At 55.7% G+C, this 14,864-nt stretch carries 11 protein-coding genes; 7 read left to right on the forward strand and 4 right to left on the reverse strand.

Annotated elements, in window-relative coordinates; genetic code table 11:
- Positions 1 to 27: 27 nt before the first annotated feature.
- The 5 genes from glgB (at position 28) to glgP (ending at position 9,464) form a co-directional block, all read left to right on the forward strand.
- Entirely contained in the window at positions 28 to 2,214 is a 2,187-nt protein-coding gene (gene glgB, locus ACPUC8_RS17030) for a 1,4-alpha-glucan branching enzyme (RefSeq protein ID WP_494926876.1), read from the forward strand.
- The gene (gene glgX, locus ACPUC8_RS17035; RefSeq protein ID WP_494926877.1) at positions 2,214 to 4,193 is read left to right on the forward strand and encodes a glycogen debranching protein GlgX; all 1,980 of its coding nucleotides are present in this window, start codon (positions 2,214 to 2,216) and stop codon (positions 4,191 to 4,193) included. The genes glgB and glgX overlap by 1 nt, the downstream gene beginning before the upstream one ends.
- Positions 4,194 to 4,203: 10 nt before the next feature.
- Positions 4,204 to 5,487, forward strand: coding sequence for a glucose-1-phosphate adenylyltransferase (glgC, locus tag ACPUC8_RS17040; RefSeq protein ID WP_039333966.1), 1,284 nt, complete (start codon positions 4,204 to 4,206; stop codon positions 5,485 to 5,487).
- A 74-nt stretch (positions 5,488 to 5,561) separates the two neighbouring features.
- Positions 5,562 to 6,995 (forward strand): glycogen synthase GlgA, encoded by a 1,434-nt coding sequence (gene glgA / locus ACPUC8_RS17045; protein WP_039333965.1) that lies wholly within the window; start codon positions 5,562 to 5,564, stop codon positions 6,993 to 6,995.
- A 21-nt stretch (positions 6,996 to 7,016) separates the two neighbouring features.
- Positions 7,017 to 9,464: a glycogen phosphorylase gene (gene glgP, locus ACPUC8_RS17050; protein WP_039333961.1), complete on the forward strand. Its 2,448-nt coding sequence runs from the start codon at positions 7,017 to 7,019 to the stop codon at positions 9,462 to 9,464.
- A gap of 88 nt (positions 9,465 to 9,552) precedes the next feature.
- Here the strand turns inward: glgP and ACPUC8_RS17055 are convergent, their stop codons facing one another.
- Both ACPUC8_RS17055 and ACPUC8_RS17060 read right to left on the reverse strand, forming a co-directional pair.
- Positions 9,553 to 10,110: a DcrB family lipoprotein gene (locus tag ACPUC8_RS17055; protein ID WP_039337516.1), complete on the reverse strand. Its 558-nt coding sequence runs from the start codon at positions 10,108 to 10,110 to the stop codon at positions 9,553 to 9,555.
- A 125-nt stretch (positions 10,111 to 10,235) separates the two neighbouring features.
- Positions 10,236 to 10,901 carry a 7-cyano-7-deazaguanine/7-aminomethyl-7-deazaguanine transporter gene (locus ACPUC8_RS17060; protein ID WP_058972273.1) on the reverse strand — a complete coding sequence of 222 codons (666 nt, stop codon included), beginning with the start codon at positions 10,899 to 10,901 and terminating at the stop codon, positions 10,236 to 10,238.
- Between the two features lie 190 nt (positions 10,902 to 11,091).
- Between ACPUC8_RS17060 and tusA the strand changes: the two genes are divergently transcribed.
- The gene (gene tusA / locus ACPUC8_RS17065) at positions 11,092 to 11,334 is read left to right on the forward strand and encodes a sulfurtransferase TusA (protein ID WP_494926878.1); all 243 of its coding nucleotides are present in this window, start codon (positions 11,092 to 11,094) and stop codon (positions 11,332 to 11,334) included.
- A gap of 2 nt (positions 11,335 to 11,336) precedes the next feature.
- Here the strand turns inward: tusA and ACPUC8_RS17070 are convergent, their stop codons facing one another.
- Both ACPUC8_RS17070 and ACPUC8_RS17075 read right to left on the reverse strand, forming a co-directional pair.
- Complete coding sequence (locus ACPUC8_RS17070; protein ID WP_494926879.1) at positions 11,337 to 13,613, reverse strand: zinc/cadmium/mercury/lead-transporting ATPase; 2,277 nt, start codon at positions 13,611 to 13,613, stop codon at positions 11,337 to 11,339.
- 95 nt (positions 13,614 to 13,708) lie between these two features.
- Positions 13,709 to 14,338 (reverse strand): lysoplasmalogenase, encoded by a 630-nt coding sequence (locus ACPUC8_RS17075; protein WP_039331735.1) that lies wholly within the window; start codon positions 14,336 to 14,338, stop codon positions 13,709 to 13,711.
- 162 nt (positions 14,339 to 14,500) lie between these two features.
- Between ACPUC8_RS17075 and ACPUC8_RS17080 the strand changes: the two genes are divergently transcribed.
- Positions 14,501 to 14,857, forward strand: a complete 357-nt coding sequence (locus tag ACPUC8_RS17080; RefSeq protein ID WP_039331734.1) for a DUF2500 domain-containing protein — start codon at positions 14,501 to 14,503, stop codon at positions 14,855 to 14,857.
- Positions 14,858 to 14,864 lie beyond the last annotated feature (7 nt).

Below are 14,864 nucleotides of genomic sequence, written 5' to 3' on the forward strand. Positions count from 1 at the left end.
CCTGCGCAAAATCATAGGAAGAAAGTCATGTCAGAGCTTCCCGATCGCCAGGCGATCAATGCCCTTTTTGCCGGGAATTATGCCGATCCCTTCTCTTTTCTGGGGATGCACCAAACTGTCGAAGGCCTCGAAGTGCGCGCACTGCTGCCTGATGCCTCGGAAGTGTGGGTAATTGAAACCAACACCGGTCGCAAATGCGCTCAGCTTAAATGTCTGGATTCACGTGGTTTCTTCTGTGGTGTGATCCCACGCCGTAAAAACCTGTTTCGCTATCAGTTGGCGGTCACGTGGCATGGTCAGCAGAATCTGATCGATGATGCGTATCGCTTTGGCCCGCTACTGGCGGAGATGGATGCCTGGCTGCTCGGCGAGGGCACGCACTTACGCCCGTATGAAACCCTGGGCGCGCACGGTGCCACCATTGATGGCGTCAGCGGTACGCGTTTTTCCGTCTGGGCTCCTAACGCACGCCGTGTTTCCGTGGTGGGTGAATTCAATTTCTGGGATGGCCGCCGTCATCCGATGCGCTTCCGCCGTGAACTCGGTATCTGGGAATTGTTTGTGCCGGGCGCGGTAAATGGCCAGCTGTATAAATATGAAATCATTGATATTCATGGGCAGTTGCGCATAAAAGCGGACCCGTTTGCTTTTGAAGCGCAAATGCGTCCGCAAACGGCGTCAATGATCTGTGGTCTGCCGCCGAAAGTGGAGATGCTGCCACAGCGTAAAGCCGCGAATGCTTTTGATCAGCCGATCTCGATTTATGAAGTGCACCTGGGTTCATGGCGTCGTCATACCGACAATAACTTTTGGCTGAGCTACAAAGAGCTGGCTGAACAGCTGGTGCCGTACGTCAAAGAAATGGGCTTTACGCACATTGAGTTGCTGCCGATCAACGAGCACCCGTTTGACGGCAGCTGGGGCTATCAGCCGCTAGGGATGTACGCGCCGACCCGCCGTTTCGGCACGCGCGACGAATTTCGTCACTTTATTGCCGCGGCACACGATGCGGGTATCAACGTCCTGCTCGACTGGGTGCCAGGTCACTTTCCTAGCGATGATTTCGGTCTGGCGAAATTCGATGGTACTGAACTGTACGAACACAGCGATCCGCGCGAAGGCTACCATCAGGACTGGAACACGCTGATTTATAACTTCGGTCGGCGTGAAGTCAGTAACTATCTTTCCGGTAACGCGCTCTACTGGATGGAGCGTTTTGGCATTGACGGCTTACGCGTCGATGCAGTGGCTTCGATGATCTATCGCGATTACAGCCGCAAAGAGGGTGAATGGGTCCCCAACCACTTCGGCGGTCGTGAGAATCTTGAAGCGATTTCCTTCCTGCGCCACACCAACCGCACGCTGGGCCGCGCCGCGCCTGGCAGTATCAGCGTGGCGGAAGAGTCGACCGATTATCCCGGCGTGACGCGCCCCTCCGAAGATGGTGGCCTCGGCTTCTGGTTCAAATGGAATCTGGGCTGGATGCACGACACGCTCGACTACATGAAACTCGATCCGGTGCATCGTCGCTATCATCACAACCTGATGACCTTCGGTATGCTTTACAACTACACCGAAAACTTCGTGTTACCGCTGTCTCACGATGAAGTGGTACACGGCAAACGTTCGATACTCGACCGGATGCCGGGTGACGCTTGGCAAAAGTTTGCCAACCTGCGCGCCTATTACGGTTGGATGTGGGGCTTCCCCGGCAAGAAACTGCAGTTTATGGGCAACGAGTTTGCTCAGGGTCGTGAGTGGAATCACGATACCAGCCTTGACTGGCACTTGCTGGAAGGTGAGGACAACTGGCACAACGGCGTGCAGCGTTTAGTGCGCGACCTCAACCACAGCTACAAACACTTTACGCCGCTCCATCAACTGGATTTTGATGCGCAGGGTTTCGAGTGGCTGGTGGTAGACGACCATGAGAATTCGGTGTTTGTGTTTGTACGCCGCGATCGTGAGGGCAATGAAATCATCGTCGCCAGTAACTTCACGCCGGTGGCGCGCCACGATTATCGTTTCGGCGTCAATCAGCAAGGTGGCTGGCGCGAGGTGCTCAACACCGACCAGCATGATTATCACGGCAGCGACGTGCGTAATCACGGCATCGTTCACACGGATGCGATTGAGAGCCACGGTCGTGCACAATCAATCAGCCTGACTTTGCCGCCGCTGGCCACGATTTGGCTGGTGCGGGAGGGCGACTGATGCTGGAGACCGGGCAGCCGATGCCGTTGGGCGCCCACTATGACGGGCGCGGCGTGAACTTCACGCTGTTTTCCCGCCATGCCGAGCAGGTTGAACTGTGCTTATTTGACGCGCACGGCGTAGAGCGGCGCTTTCCCCTTCCGGCGCGTAGCGGCGATATCTGGCACGGCTATTTTCCCGCGCTTAAGCCAGGTCAACGTTATGGTTATCGCGTGCATGGCCCGTGGGCACCCCAGCAAGGTCATCGTTTTAATCCGGCCAAATTGTTGGTCGATCCCTGCGCCAAAGCGGTGGTCGGCGACATTCCCGATGATCCACGCTTTAGCGGCGGCGAGCAGCAGCCTGATAGTCAGGATAACGCCGCCATCGCACCGAAATCGCTGGTGATTGCCGAAGATTTCGACTGGGAAACGGATAAGCCCTTGCGGACGCCGTGGGGTAAAACGGTGATTTATGAGGCGCATGTGCGTGGCCTGACCCAGCAACATCCGGAAATTCCGGAAAGGCTGCGCGGGACTTATGCGGCGCTGGGCCATCCTGCTATGGTGAAGTACTTTCATCACCTTGGCATTACCGCGCTGGAGTTGCTGCCGATCGCCCATTTCGCCAGCGAGCCACGTTTGCTGCGGCTGGGGCTCAGCAATTACTGGGGCTATAACCCGTTTGCACTCTGGGCGGTGGACCCCCGCTATGCATCTGGCGAGCACGGTTTGACACCGTTGCAGGAGTTCCAGCAGGCCGTTAAAACGCTGCATGCGGCAGGTATTGAGGTGATTCTTGATGTGGTGTTCAACCACACCGCCGAACTGGAAGAGATCGGCCCTAACATTTCGCTGCGCGGCGTAGATAACGCCAGCTATTACTGGCTCGACGCGCAGGGTGAATATCAAAACTGGACTGGCTGTGGCAACACGCTCAATCTCAGCGATCCGCAGGTGATGGATTGGGCCTTAGAAGCGCTGCGCTACTGGGTGCGGGACTGTCATATCGATGGTTTCCGCTTTGACCTGGCGAGTGTGTTAGGACGCACGCCGGAATACCGTCAGGATGCGCCGCTGTTTGCTGCCATTAAGGCCTGCCCGCTGCTATCTAAGGTCAAGTTGATTGCTGAACCCTGGGATATCGGCCCCGGCGGTTATCAGGTGGGGAATTTCCCTGCTGATTTCGCTGAGTGGAACGATCACTTCCGTGATGCCGCGCGCCGATACTGGCTGCATGGTCAACTCAACAACGGTGACTTTGCCCGGCGCTTTGCGGCCTCCAGTGACGTATTCCAGCGTGACGGACGTCTGCCGCACGCCAGTATCAATCTGATTACTGCCCACGACGGCTTTACGCTGCGTGATGTGGTGAGCTTCAACAATAAACACAATCAGGCCAACGGCGAAGACAATCGTGACGGCAGTAGCAGCAACTTCAGCCATAACCATGGCAAAGAGGGGCTGCAGGTCAATTTCGATATTGTCGAACGGCGGCGGCGCAGTGTGCATGCGTTATTGACCACGCTCCTGCTGGCGCAGGGCACCCCGATGCTGCTGGCGGGGGATGAACGCGGTCACAGCCAGCACGGCAACAACAATGCGTACTGTCAGGACAACCCGCTGACCTGGCTGGCCTGGCAACAGGATGATTTTGGACTGGTCGACTTCACTGCCGCGTTAATCCGGCTGCGTCAGCGCATCCCTGCACTGACCGCTGATCGCTGGTGGCAGGAGGGCGATGGCAACGTGCGGTGGTTCAATGCCAGCGGCAAACCACTGGAGAATGAGGAGTGGGAACAGGGGGCGCACAGAATGCAGATCCTGCTCTCCGGCCGCTGGTTAATAACAATCAACGCCACGGAATCGGTGAGTGACCTTGCCTTACCAGACGGAGAGTGGCGTGCCATTCCTCCTTTCGCCGGGGAAGATAACCCCATCCTGACAACTGTCTGGCACGGGCCCGCACACGGCGTGTGTGTGTTCCTAAAGCAATCATAAGGAGTCAGACATGGTTAAATTAGATAGAACAGATCATCTGATGCTGGCGCGCCAGCTCCCTACACAAACGGTTGCCCTGATCCTTGCTGGCGGGCGCGGTACGCGCCTGAAAGATCTCACCGCAAAACGCGCCAAACCTGCCGTGCACTTCGGTGGCAAGTTCCGCATCATCGACTTTGCGCTGTCGAACTGCATTAACTCGGGCATTCGGCGCATTGGCGTGATCACGCAATATCAGTCGCATACGTTGACGCAGCATATCCAGCGTGGCTGGTCACTGTTCAACGAAGAGATGAATGAGTTTGTTGATCTGCTGCCCGCACAGCAGCGTGCGTCAACCGAGCACTGGTATCGCGGTACCGCAGACGCGGTGTCGCAAAACCTCGACATCATTCGTCGCTACAACGCCCAATACATCGTCATTCTGGCGGGCGATCACATCTACAAAATGGATTACTCGCGCATGCTGCTCGACCATGCTGACCGTGGCGCGAAGTGCACCATCGCCTGTTTGCCGGTGCCGCTGGCGGAAGCCACGGCGTTTGGTGTGATGGCCGTAGACGCGGAAAACAACGTGGTGGATTTTGTCGAGAAACCGCCTAAACCGCCGTCAATGCCCGGTGATGACAGCAAAGCCTTGGCCAGTATGGGCATCTATGTGTTCAATGCTGACTACCTCTATCAGTTGCTGGAGGAGGATTTGCTGATCCCTGAATCCAGCCACGATTTCGGTAAAGACCTGCTGCCGAAAATTGTGGCCAGCGGTGAGGCTTACGCGCACTCCTTCACCTTATCCTGCGTGCAGAACGACGAAAATGCTGAGCCGTACTGGCGTGACGTCGGGACGCTAGAGGCCTACTGGCGAGCCAATCTCGATCTGGCCTCGGTCACGCCGGAACTGGATATGTACGACCATGAATGGCCGATACGTACCCACATGGAGCCTCTGCCGCCGGCGAAGTTTGTGCAGGATCGCTCGGGCAGCCATGGCATGACGATGAACTCACTGGTGTCGGGCGGCTGCATCATCTCCGGTTCGGTGGTGGTGAATTCAGTGCTGTTCCCGCGTGTGCGCATCAACTCATTTTGCAATATCGACTCCTCGGTGCTGCTGCCTGATGTGGTCATTAACCGTTCCTGCCGTTTACGCCGCTGCGTGATTGATCGCGCCTGCGTGATCCCTGAAGGCATGGTGATTGGTGAAAACCCCGATGAAGACAGCCGCCGTTTTTACCGTTCAGAAGAGGGCATCGTGCTGGTCACGCGCGCCATGCTGGCCAAACTGGCTGGCTGACCGCGAAAGCAACGAGCAAGACACACAGGCAATCGTCGCGGGGAACGCGAGCGATAACATAATAGGGGTCCAGGATGCAGGTTTTACATGTCTGTTCAGAACTTTTCCCGCTGCTGAAAACCGGCGGGTTGGCTGATGTTGTCGGCGCTTTGCCTCAGGCCCAAATTGCAGGTGGAACGGATGCGCGGGTGCTGATTCCCGCGTATCCGGATCTGCGTAAAGGGATCCCTGACACGGAGATTGTTGCGGAATTAAACACTTTTGCCGGGCCGGTCCGTTTATTATTTGGACAATTCAACGGAGTTGGCATTTATTTAATTGATGCACCGGGATTGTATGAGCGCCCCGGCAGCCCGTATCACGATACATCGCAGTTTGCTTATGTGGATAACTATCTGCGTTTTGCGTTGCTTGGCTGGATGGGGGCCGAACTGGCAAGTGGGCTGGATACCTTCTGGCAACCCGATGTGGTGCATGCGCATGACTGGCACGCTGGCTTAACCTGCGCCTATATCGCCGCGCGCGGGCGTCCGGCGAAAACGGTGTTTACCGTGCATAACCTGGCGTATCAAGGGTTGTTCAATGCGCGCCATCTGGATGAGATTCAGATCCCGCGCGCATTCTTTAACATGCATGGGCTGGAGTTCTATGGACAGATTTCCTATCTCAAAGCGGGTTTATTTTATGCCGATCATATTACGGCAGTCAGCCCGACTTATGCTCTGGAAATCACCCGACCCGAATTCGGTTACGGCATGGAATCGCTGCTTGAACAACGTCTGAAAGAGGGGCGGCTGAGTGGCATCCTCAATGGCGTTGACCCCGGAATCTGGGACCCGGCACATGACTTGCTGCTGACGGCGCGTTACGACCGCGACACGCTGGAGAGCAAAGCCGAGAACAAGCGCCAGTTGCAGATTGCCATGGGGCTAAAAATTGATGAGAAAGCGCCGGTGTTCTGTGTCATCAGCCGTCTGACGAAACAAAAGGGGCTGGATCTGGTGCTGGAAGCGTTGCCAGGATTACTGGCGCAGGGCGGCCAACTGGTGCTGCTGGGCCAGGGCGACGCTGAGTTACAACAAGGTTTTCTGGCCGCCGCGGCTGAGCATCCTGGCAGCGTGGGGGTGCAGATTGGCTATCATGAAGCGTTTTCGCACCGCATTGTCGGCGGTGCCGATGTGATCATGGTGCCGAGCCGTTTTGAGCCGTGTGGACTCACACAGCTCTACGGTCTGAAATATGGCACGTTGCCGTTAGTACGCCGCACCGGTGGGCTGGCGGATACCGTGCAGGACAGTTCGCTGGAGAACCTCGCTGACGGGGTCGCAAGCGGTTTCAGTTTTGAAGACAGTAACGCCTGGTCGCTGCTGCGGGCGATTCGACGTGCTTTTGTTCTGTGGTCCCGTCCTTCGCTCTGGCGTTATGTTCAGCGCCAGGCAATGGGGATGGATTTTAGTTGGCAGGTGGCCGCACAAGCCTACCGCGATCTTTATCAACGTTTGCTGTAATCAGAGATTGGGATACTGGATATGAATGCACCTTTCACCTATGCCTCACCCACGCTAACGGTTGACGCACTGAAGCACTCAATCGCCTATAAACTGATGTTTACTATTGGTAAAGACCCCTCGATCGCCAATCAGCATGAGTGGCTGAACGCCGCACTGTTGGCGGTTCGCGACCGCATGGTGGAACGCTGGTTGCGCTCCAGTCGTGCACAGCTGTCACAGGATGTGCGTCAGGTCTATTACCTGTCGATGGAATTCCTCATGGGGCGCACGTTGGGCAATGCGTTGCTGGCGATGGGCATCTATGACGATCTCAATCAGGCGCTGGATGAGATGGGGCTCGACCTCAGCGAACTGATGGATGAGGAGAACGATCCCGGGCTGGGTAACGGCGGTCTGGGCCGTTTGGCCGCTTGCTTCCTGGATTCACTGGCGACGCTCGGCCTGCCAGGGCGCGGCTACGGCATCCGATATGACTACGGCATGTTCAAACAAAACATCGTTGACGGCCAGCAGCGTGAATCGCCGGATTACTGGCTGGAATACGGCAATCCTTGGGAGTTTCAGCGCTTTAACACGCGCTACAAAGTGCGTTTTGGTGGCCGTTTGCAGCATGAAGGGGCGCGCGTGCGCTGGCTGGAAACCGAAGAGATTATCGCGGCTGCTTACGATCAGATCATCCCCGGATACGACACCGACGCCACCAATACTTTGCGCTTGTGGAGCGCCCAGGCCAGCAACGAGATCAACCTGGGTAAATTCAACCAAGGTGATTACTTTGCGGCGGTGGAGGACAAAAACCACTCGGAGAACGTGTCGCGCGTGCTCTATCCCGATGACTCCACCGATTCAGGCCGTGAACTACGCCTGCGTCAGGAGTATTTCCTCGTGTCGGCCACGGTGCAGGACATCCTTAACCGCCACTGGCAGATGCATGAAACCTGGGACAATCTGGCAGATAAAATCGCCATCCACCTGAATGATACGCATCCGGTGCTGGCAATCCCCGAGTTGATGCGCTTGTTGATCGATGATCACAAGTTTACCTGGGACGATGCCTTTGAAGTGACCTGCCAGGTGTTCTCCTACACCAACCACACGCTAATGAGTGAAGCGCTGGAAACCTGGCCGGTGGATATGTTTGGCAAGATTCTGCCGCGTCACCTTAGCATCGTGTTTGAAATCAACGATTACTTCCTGAAAACCATCCAGGAGTATTACCCGGATGACTGGGATCTGATGGCGCGTATCTCGATTATTGATGAGAACAACGGCCGTAAGATCCGCATGGCCTGGCTGGCGGTGGTGGTGAGCCACAAAGTGAATGGCGTGTCAGAGTTGCACTCCAATCTAATGGTGCAGTCACTGTTTGCCGATTTTGCGCGCCTGTTCCCCGGGCGTTTCTGCAATAAAACCAACGGTGTAACGCCACGACGCTGGCTGGCCTTGGCTAACCCGGCGCTGTCGGAGGTGCTGGATGACACCATCGGCCGCAACTGGCGTACCGATCTCAGCCAACTCAGCGAACTGACCCCGCACGTTGATTACCCGGCATTTATTGAGCAGATTAGTGATGCCAAGTTCGCCAACAAAAAGCGGTTAGCGGATTGGGTAGCGAAGAACATGGATATTGTGCTGGATCCGCACGCTTTGTTTGACGTGCAGATCAAACGTATTCACGAATACAAACGTCAACTGCTTAACGTGTTGCACGTTATCACTCGTTACAACCGTATCAAGGCCGATCCCACCGCAGACTGGGTGCCACGCGTCAATATCTTTGCCGGCAAAGCGGCTTCCGCCTATTACGTAGCGAAGCACATCATTCATCTGATCAACGATGTCGCCAATGTGATCAACAACGATCCGCAGGTGAAGAACAAGCTGAAAGTGGTGTTTATTCCCAATTACAGCGTGAGCCTGGCGCAGATCATTATTCCGGCGGCGGATCTCTCTGAACAGATCTCCACGGCAGGTACGGAAGCTTCCGGCACCAGTAATATGAAGTTCGCGCTCAATGGCGCATTAACCATTGGTACGCTGGATGGTGCTAACGTCGAGATGCGCGAGCACGTGGGTGCGGAGAATATCTTTATCTTTGGCAACACCACGCCGCAGGTTGAGAAACTTCGTCAGGATGGCTACAACCCGCGTAAGTACTACGAGGAAGATGCCGAACTGCATCAGGCACTGACACAAATCGCCAGCGGCGTGTTCAGTCCTGGGGATTTAGGGCGCTATCGCAATCTGTTTGATGCGCTGGTGAACTTCGGTGACCACTATCAATTGTTGGCCGATTACCGCAGCTATGTGGATACTCAGGATAAGGTGGACAAGCTTTATCGTCAGCCAGATGAGTGGCAGCGGTGTGCGGCGTTGAACATCGCTAATATGGGGTACTTCTCAGCGGACAGAACGATTCAGGAATACGCTGATGAGATTTGGCATATTTCGCCGGTGAGGTTGTAAGGAGCACATTCTGTAGCGGCGCAATTCATTGCGCGTCCCTTTGTAAGAATACGCGCGATAAATCGCGCCGCTACGGTTGATGCGTGCTCTATTTCAATGTGATGCTTTTCACAATGGCATCAGCATCGCTCTGCGCCTGCTGCTGATTGTCTGCTGGCAGGGTGATCTGCAGGGTCAGCAGTTTGCCATCCACTTTTGCCAGAATCACGGAAGACCATGAGGTCTGATTGTTGGCAGAAATCACCGTATCCAACTGCTGAGCTGGCTGGTCTTTCAGCGTAATGGCTTTGTTAGACACCACTTGCAGCTGCGGGTCGCGATTGCGTTGCTGCTGCTCCAGGCGCTGAGAGAGTGCATCCAGCGCTTCGTTGGTGGGATCGCCGGCAATCACGATAATCGCGCGCTGGCCGGTTTCATCGGCGTAAACGTGCATATTAGTGGATTCCGAGCCGAGTTTGCCGCTCTTATCAGACATGCCCGCAGGCAGATTGAAGCTTAGCTTGCCGTCCATCAGGTTGACGGTCTGAGCGGACTGACTGGCGCTGGCACCGTTACTGCCTGCTGCCGCATCATCTTTCTTCTGGTCACAGGCCGCGAGACCCAACACCAACAGACCAATACCCGCATATTTCACTAAATTACGCATTCTTTTCCCTTTATTGATTCCAGTCTGGTGCTTTCCATCCGCTATAAAAACGGAATCGGCGGTTAAAAGCAACCGCCGTACTGTCAGGAAATCTTAGCGCGCTGCGGCGTTTCGTCTATGTGCAATTAGCCGAAATTCATCTGGCGCTGTGCAGAACGTTCAGCCAGGCGTTTCAACATGCTGTTAAGCAGTACACCGTACGCGGGCAGGAAGAAAATCATGCAGATCAGCACTTTGAAGCTGTAATCCACCATGGCAATCTCCACCCAGTGGGCTGCCATAAACGGGTCTGGACTCTTATAAAAAGCGATGAAGAAGAAGGCCAGCGTATCGCTGATATTACCGAGGAACATGGCGGCTGCCGGGGCGATCCACCACTGGGGTAAACGACGCAAACGGTTAAAAACGTGGACATCCAGAATCTGACCCAGCGCATAAGCCATAAAGCTGGCGCTGGCGATACGGGCGACAAACAGGTTCACCTGTTCCAGTGAAGCCCAACCCTGCCATTCTCCCTGATAAAACACACAGGAGACCACATAGGAGATAAACAGTGCCGGGATCATCACCGCCAGAATAATGCGACGGGCTAAAGGCGCGCCAAAAATGCGCACGGTGAGGTCGGTAGCGAGGAAAATAAACGGAAAGCTAAACGCGCCCCAGGTGGTGTGGAAGCCGAAAATCGAGACCGGCAGCTGTACCAGGTAGTTACTGGAGGTGATCACCAGCAGATGGAATAGCGATAGCCAAAACAGCGCATGCATGCGCTGACGTGCAGAAAAATCAATCATTGTGAGCCTTTTTAATGTAGGGGTGAGGGAACCCATAGAGCCGAGCTGTACAGCCATAAAATGAAAACGGCGGCATCTTAGCGCGTTGCGCAATTTAAGCAATGGTTAATTTTAACGCAATCGTTATCGCCTTGCGCTGGAGATTGAGCGCGCTAGAATGAGCGCCCACCACGAACAAAGACAGAGAATCATGAGCGATCCCTTTTCTGCGCCGGACCACACGCTTGATGCTTTGGGGTTACGCTGCCCTGAGCCGGTGATGATGGTGCGCAAAACCGTACGCACCATGCAGGCGGGTGAAACCCTGCTGATCATCGCTGACGATCCCGCTACCACACGCGATATACCGGGATTTTGCCGCTTTATGGAACACCAGTTGCTGGCACAGCAAACGGAAACGCTGCCGTACCAGTATCTGATTCAGAAAGGCTAGGCTTAACGCTGACGCAGCAGCCGCAGTGCGTTAGCCGTGACTAACGCCGTGGCGCCGGAGTCTGCCAGCACCGCTAACCACAAACCGGTGAAGCCGAGCAGTGTGGTGATCAGGAAAATCCCCTTCAAGCCGAGCGCAATCGCAATGTTCTGACGAATAATGGCGCGCGTGCGGCGTGCCAGTAATACCGTGCGCGGTAACAACGTCAGACGGTTTTGTGTTAAGGCGGCATCGGCGGCTTCCAGTGCCACATCGGTGCCGCTGCCCATCGCGATGCCCAACGTTGCCGCTTTCATCGCGGGTGCGTCGTTAATGCCATCGCCGACCATCGCCAATGACTGCGCTCCACCTAACTTGCGTACCGCCTCGACTTTATCGGCGGGCAGCAGCCCAGCGCGATAATCGATGCTGAGTTCAGCCGCAATCGCCGCCGCGGCTCGCGGGTTATCGCCGGTCAGCATCAGGCTTTTGATACCTAACGCTTTCAACTGCGACACTGCCGTCATCGCCTCTTCTCGCAGTTGATCCTGCAAGGCCAATGCGCCGAGCACTGTCTGTTCTTGCAACAGCACCACCACCGTCTGGCCTTGCGCTTCTCGTTGCGCAATCAGTTGTTGCTGATCGTCAGTGAGAACATTGACATCGCGCGGGGCCAGAAGCTGATAACTCACTCCATCAACCCGGGCGCGGATACCGCTTCCGGCCAATGCTTGTTGATGTTGTGCTTGCGGTAACGCCAGTTGGCGACGTTCGGCTTCACGCACAATCGCCAGCGCCAAAGGATGGCTGGAGCCTTGTTCAACGGCAGCCGCCAGGCTGAGCAGCGCGTTCTCTTGCTGTGTGCCGAAGACATCTATCTGTGTGACCTGTGGTTTGCCTGCAGTTAAGGTGCCGGTTTTATCGAAGGCCATGGTCTGGATGCGGCTCAGTCGCTCCAGTGCCGCACCGCCCTTAATCAGCGCACCCTGTCGTGCCGCGGCGGCTAAACCAGAGGTGATCGCCGCCGGTGTTGAAATCACCAGGGCACAGGGGCAGCCAATCAGTAGCAACGTCAAACCTTTATAAATCCACGGCAGCCATGCAGCACCCGCCACCAATGGCGGCAAAAGCATCACCATGAGTGCCAGCAGCATAATGGCGGGGGTATAAATGCGGCTGAAGCGATCGATAAAGCGTTCAACCGGGGCGCGATGGGTTTCGGCCTCTTCAATCAGTTGCAGAATGCGGTCAATGGCACTTTGGCCCGGCTGGGAGATGACTTTCAGGGTCACCAGACGATCTACGCTGGTGGCACCAGCCATCACCGTTTCACCAGGCTGGCGCACAACTGGCACAGATTCACCAGTTAGCGCGCTTTCGTCAAAGCTGGCGCTGAGGTTCAGTAGCTCAGCATCGGCCGGTAAACGCCCACCAGCGGCGACTTCAATCTTGTCGCCGGGGTGTAAGTCTTCCAGCGCCACCTGCTCACGCTGCGCGCCATTCACACGGGTGGCGGTAGCAGGGCGCAGGGCCATCAAGGCGGTTACGCCCCGACGCGCACGGGTGGCGGCATAAGATTCCAGACGTTCACCCAGTTGGAACAGCATCAGCACCATGGCCGCTTCAGCGTGGGCGCCGATCAACAGCGCACCGGCGGCAGCGAAAGTCATCAGGGTTTCGATGCTAAAGGGCGAGCCACCGCGCAGCAGTTTCCAGGCGCTGCGGGCAATCGGTGCCAGGCCAATCAGCGTGGTCACCACGAACAGGCGATCGCCCCACAGCGGTGAAATCTGGCTGAGCAGCCAACTGGCCAGCATCAGCAGCGCCAGCACGACGAGGGCAGCATTTTCGCGCCAGCGGTTAGGTGCAGCGGTCTGCGCTTGCGGATCGTTTGAAGTGAGCGTAAAGCCGACATTTTTCACGGCTTGCTCTACGGCTGAGCGAATATCCTGGTCGGCATCCACGACCAGTTTTTCACTGGCGAAAATAACGCGGGCTGCGCTGACCTGCGGGATCTGTTGTACCGCGCTTTCAATTTTGCGCGCACAGCTGGGGCAATCCATGCCGGCGATTTGCCAGCGGAACTGATGGGAAGAGGAGCCGGGCCTGTCGCTTTCGGCGTCGCTTTCACCGCCAGGGCTGGCGCTGTCGTTGTCGCAGCAGCCGCAACCATTTTCCGGTGTGGCGGGCAGGGCGGCAGAGATTTTCAGCGTGGTGGGCGATGCGCTGCGAATGGCGCACAGCGGTTGAGGCTTGCTATGGGATTTCCCACAGCGGCAAGAATGAGTATGTGCGTGCATGTGACCTCCGGTATCAGGTGCGGGCCACTGCCCGCAACCTGAATGCTACACTTTGGAGTCCACTCCAGAGTCAAGCGTTAAAGGTCATTATTTCTTCAGTAGAGCCACAGTGAGCGCACAATCATAAAGTGACCGGCAAAGTAGCAGGCAGCCACAATGGCGCTATCAGCACTGAAACGGCGGCGATAATGACTGATAAACCAGACAATATTGGCCAACAGCAATAGTCCTGCACCCACCAGCAGCGAAAAGCTGAAGTCAGTCGGGCGGAAGAAGTAGTTTTCCGCTGCCATCCAGTTCATCACCAGCGTCATGCCAATCAGCGTACAGATCGGCCAACGCAAATCTTCGAGTTTTGACCAGATGATGCCCATCACCACGGCACCTATCACCAGCAGGGTCACCGGGATCGGCCAGAAGAAGCTCATGGTCATGTGGGCGGCAAAGCTGATGGTATACAGCAGGTGTGACAGGAAGAATGCGCCCAGCGCATAGAGCATTTGCTGACGTGGCAATAACGTCAGCGCATCGCCAACCAATGTGGCAACCAGCCCAGCGAGGATCAAATAGTCGGTGGTGTTGAGCGTTGGTGCCTGCCAGGCCCAAGCCACCAACAGCAGTAAGGTGACGGGTTTGAACAGCCAGCGCTGCCATTGCGGGCCACGGTACGAAGCATCAACGTAGAGCCAACCGGAAAAAAGTACGGCAAGAAAAGACCAAAGCATGTTTTCTCCCTTTTCTGAACACGCAGCTCAGAGTATTGAATTTTCCCAAAATCGCGATCCCAGTGTAAGTTACCGGCGGCGAATGTGACAATCGGTCAACTCTGGTTGTATGCTTTGTCGTCTTTATTTGTTCTATTATCAACGCAAAGCACGAGAGAAAACATGAGCAAACCACCGCTACTCTTTTTTATCGTTCTGGCGATTATTGCCGTTTTGGCGACCCGTCAGTTTATCAAGCAACGCCGTGAAACTGCGGTCAATGACGCTTCCCCGGTTCGTTCTCTCAGCGTGGAAGTCAAAACCAAACGTGAGTATCCGTCGCCCAATCGCCGTTCACGCCAGCGTGAAGAGATTGTGGCTGAAGACATGAAGTATGAAGCCCTGTTTCATCCGCTGAATGGTGCAAGTGACATCAAAGTGGTGGTCAGCGCCAACGATTATCATCAAATCGATAAGGGTGCGAAGGGGGAGTTGAAGATGAAGGGCAGTCGCTTTGTCAGCTTTACCCCCGCGCAATAAAATCGGC

Source organism: Pantoea sp. CFCC18177, assembly GCF_059412425.1.

Excerpts from the sequence above, each read along its gene's own strand:
- glgP (WP_039333961.1), top strand. The coding sequence starts at position 7,017 with ATGAATGCACCTTTCACCTATGCCTCACCCACGCTAACGGTTGACGCA.
- ACPUC8_RS17075 (WP_039331735.1), bottom strand. The coding sequence starts at position 14,338 with ATGCTTTGGTCTTTTCTTGCCGTACTTTTTTCCGGTTGGCTCTACGTT.
- glgB (WP_494926876.1), top strand. The coding sequence starts at position 28 with ATGTCAGAGCTTCCCGATCGCCAGGCGATCAATGCCCTTTTTGCCGGG.
- glgC (WP_039333966.1), top strand. The coding sequence starts at position 4,204 with ATGGTTAAATTAGATAGAACAGATCATCTGATGCTGGCGCGCCAGCTC.
- ACPUC8_RS17080 (WP_039331734.1), top strand. The coding sequence starts at position 14,501 with ATGAGCAAACCACCGCTACTCTTTTTTATCGTTCTGGCGATTATTGCC.
- glgA (WP_039333965.1), top strand. The coding sequence starts at position 5,562 with ATGCAGGTTTTACATGTCTGTTCAGAACTTTTCCCGCTGCTGAAAACC.
- tusA (WP_494926878.1), top strand. The coding sequence starts at position 11,092 with ATGAGCGATCCCTTTTCTGCGCCGGACCACACGCTTGATGCTTTGGGG.
- ACPUC8_RS17070 (WP_494926879.1), bottom strand. The coding sequence starts at position 13,613 with ATGCACGCACATACTCATTCTTGCCGCTGTGGGAAATCCCATAGCAAG.
- glgX (WP_494926877.1), top strand. The coding sequence starts at position 2,214 with ATGCTGGAGACCGGGCAGCCGATGCCGTTGGGCGCCCACTATGACGGG.
- ACPUC8_RS17055 (WP_039337516.1), bottom strand. The coding sequence starts at position 10,110 with ATGCGTAATTTAGTGAAATATGCGGGTATTGGTCTGTTGGTGTTGGGT.
- ACPUC8_RS17060 (WP_058972273.1), bottom strand. The coding sequence starts at position 10,901 with ATGATTGATTTTTCTGCACGTCAGCGCATGCATGCGCTGTTTTGGCTA.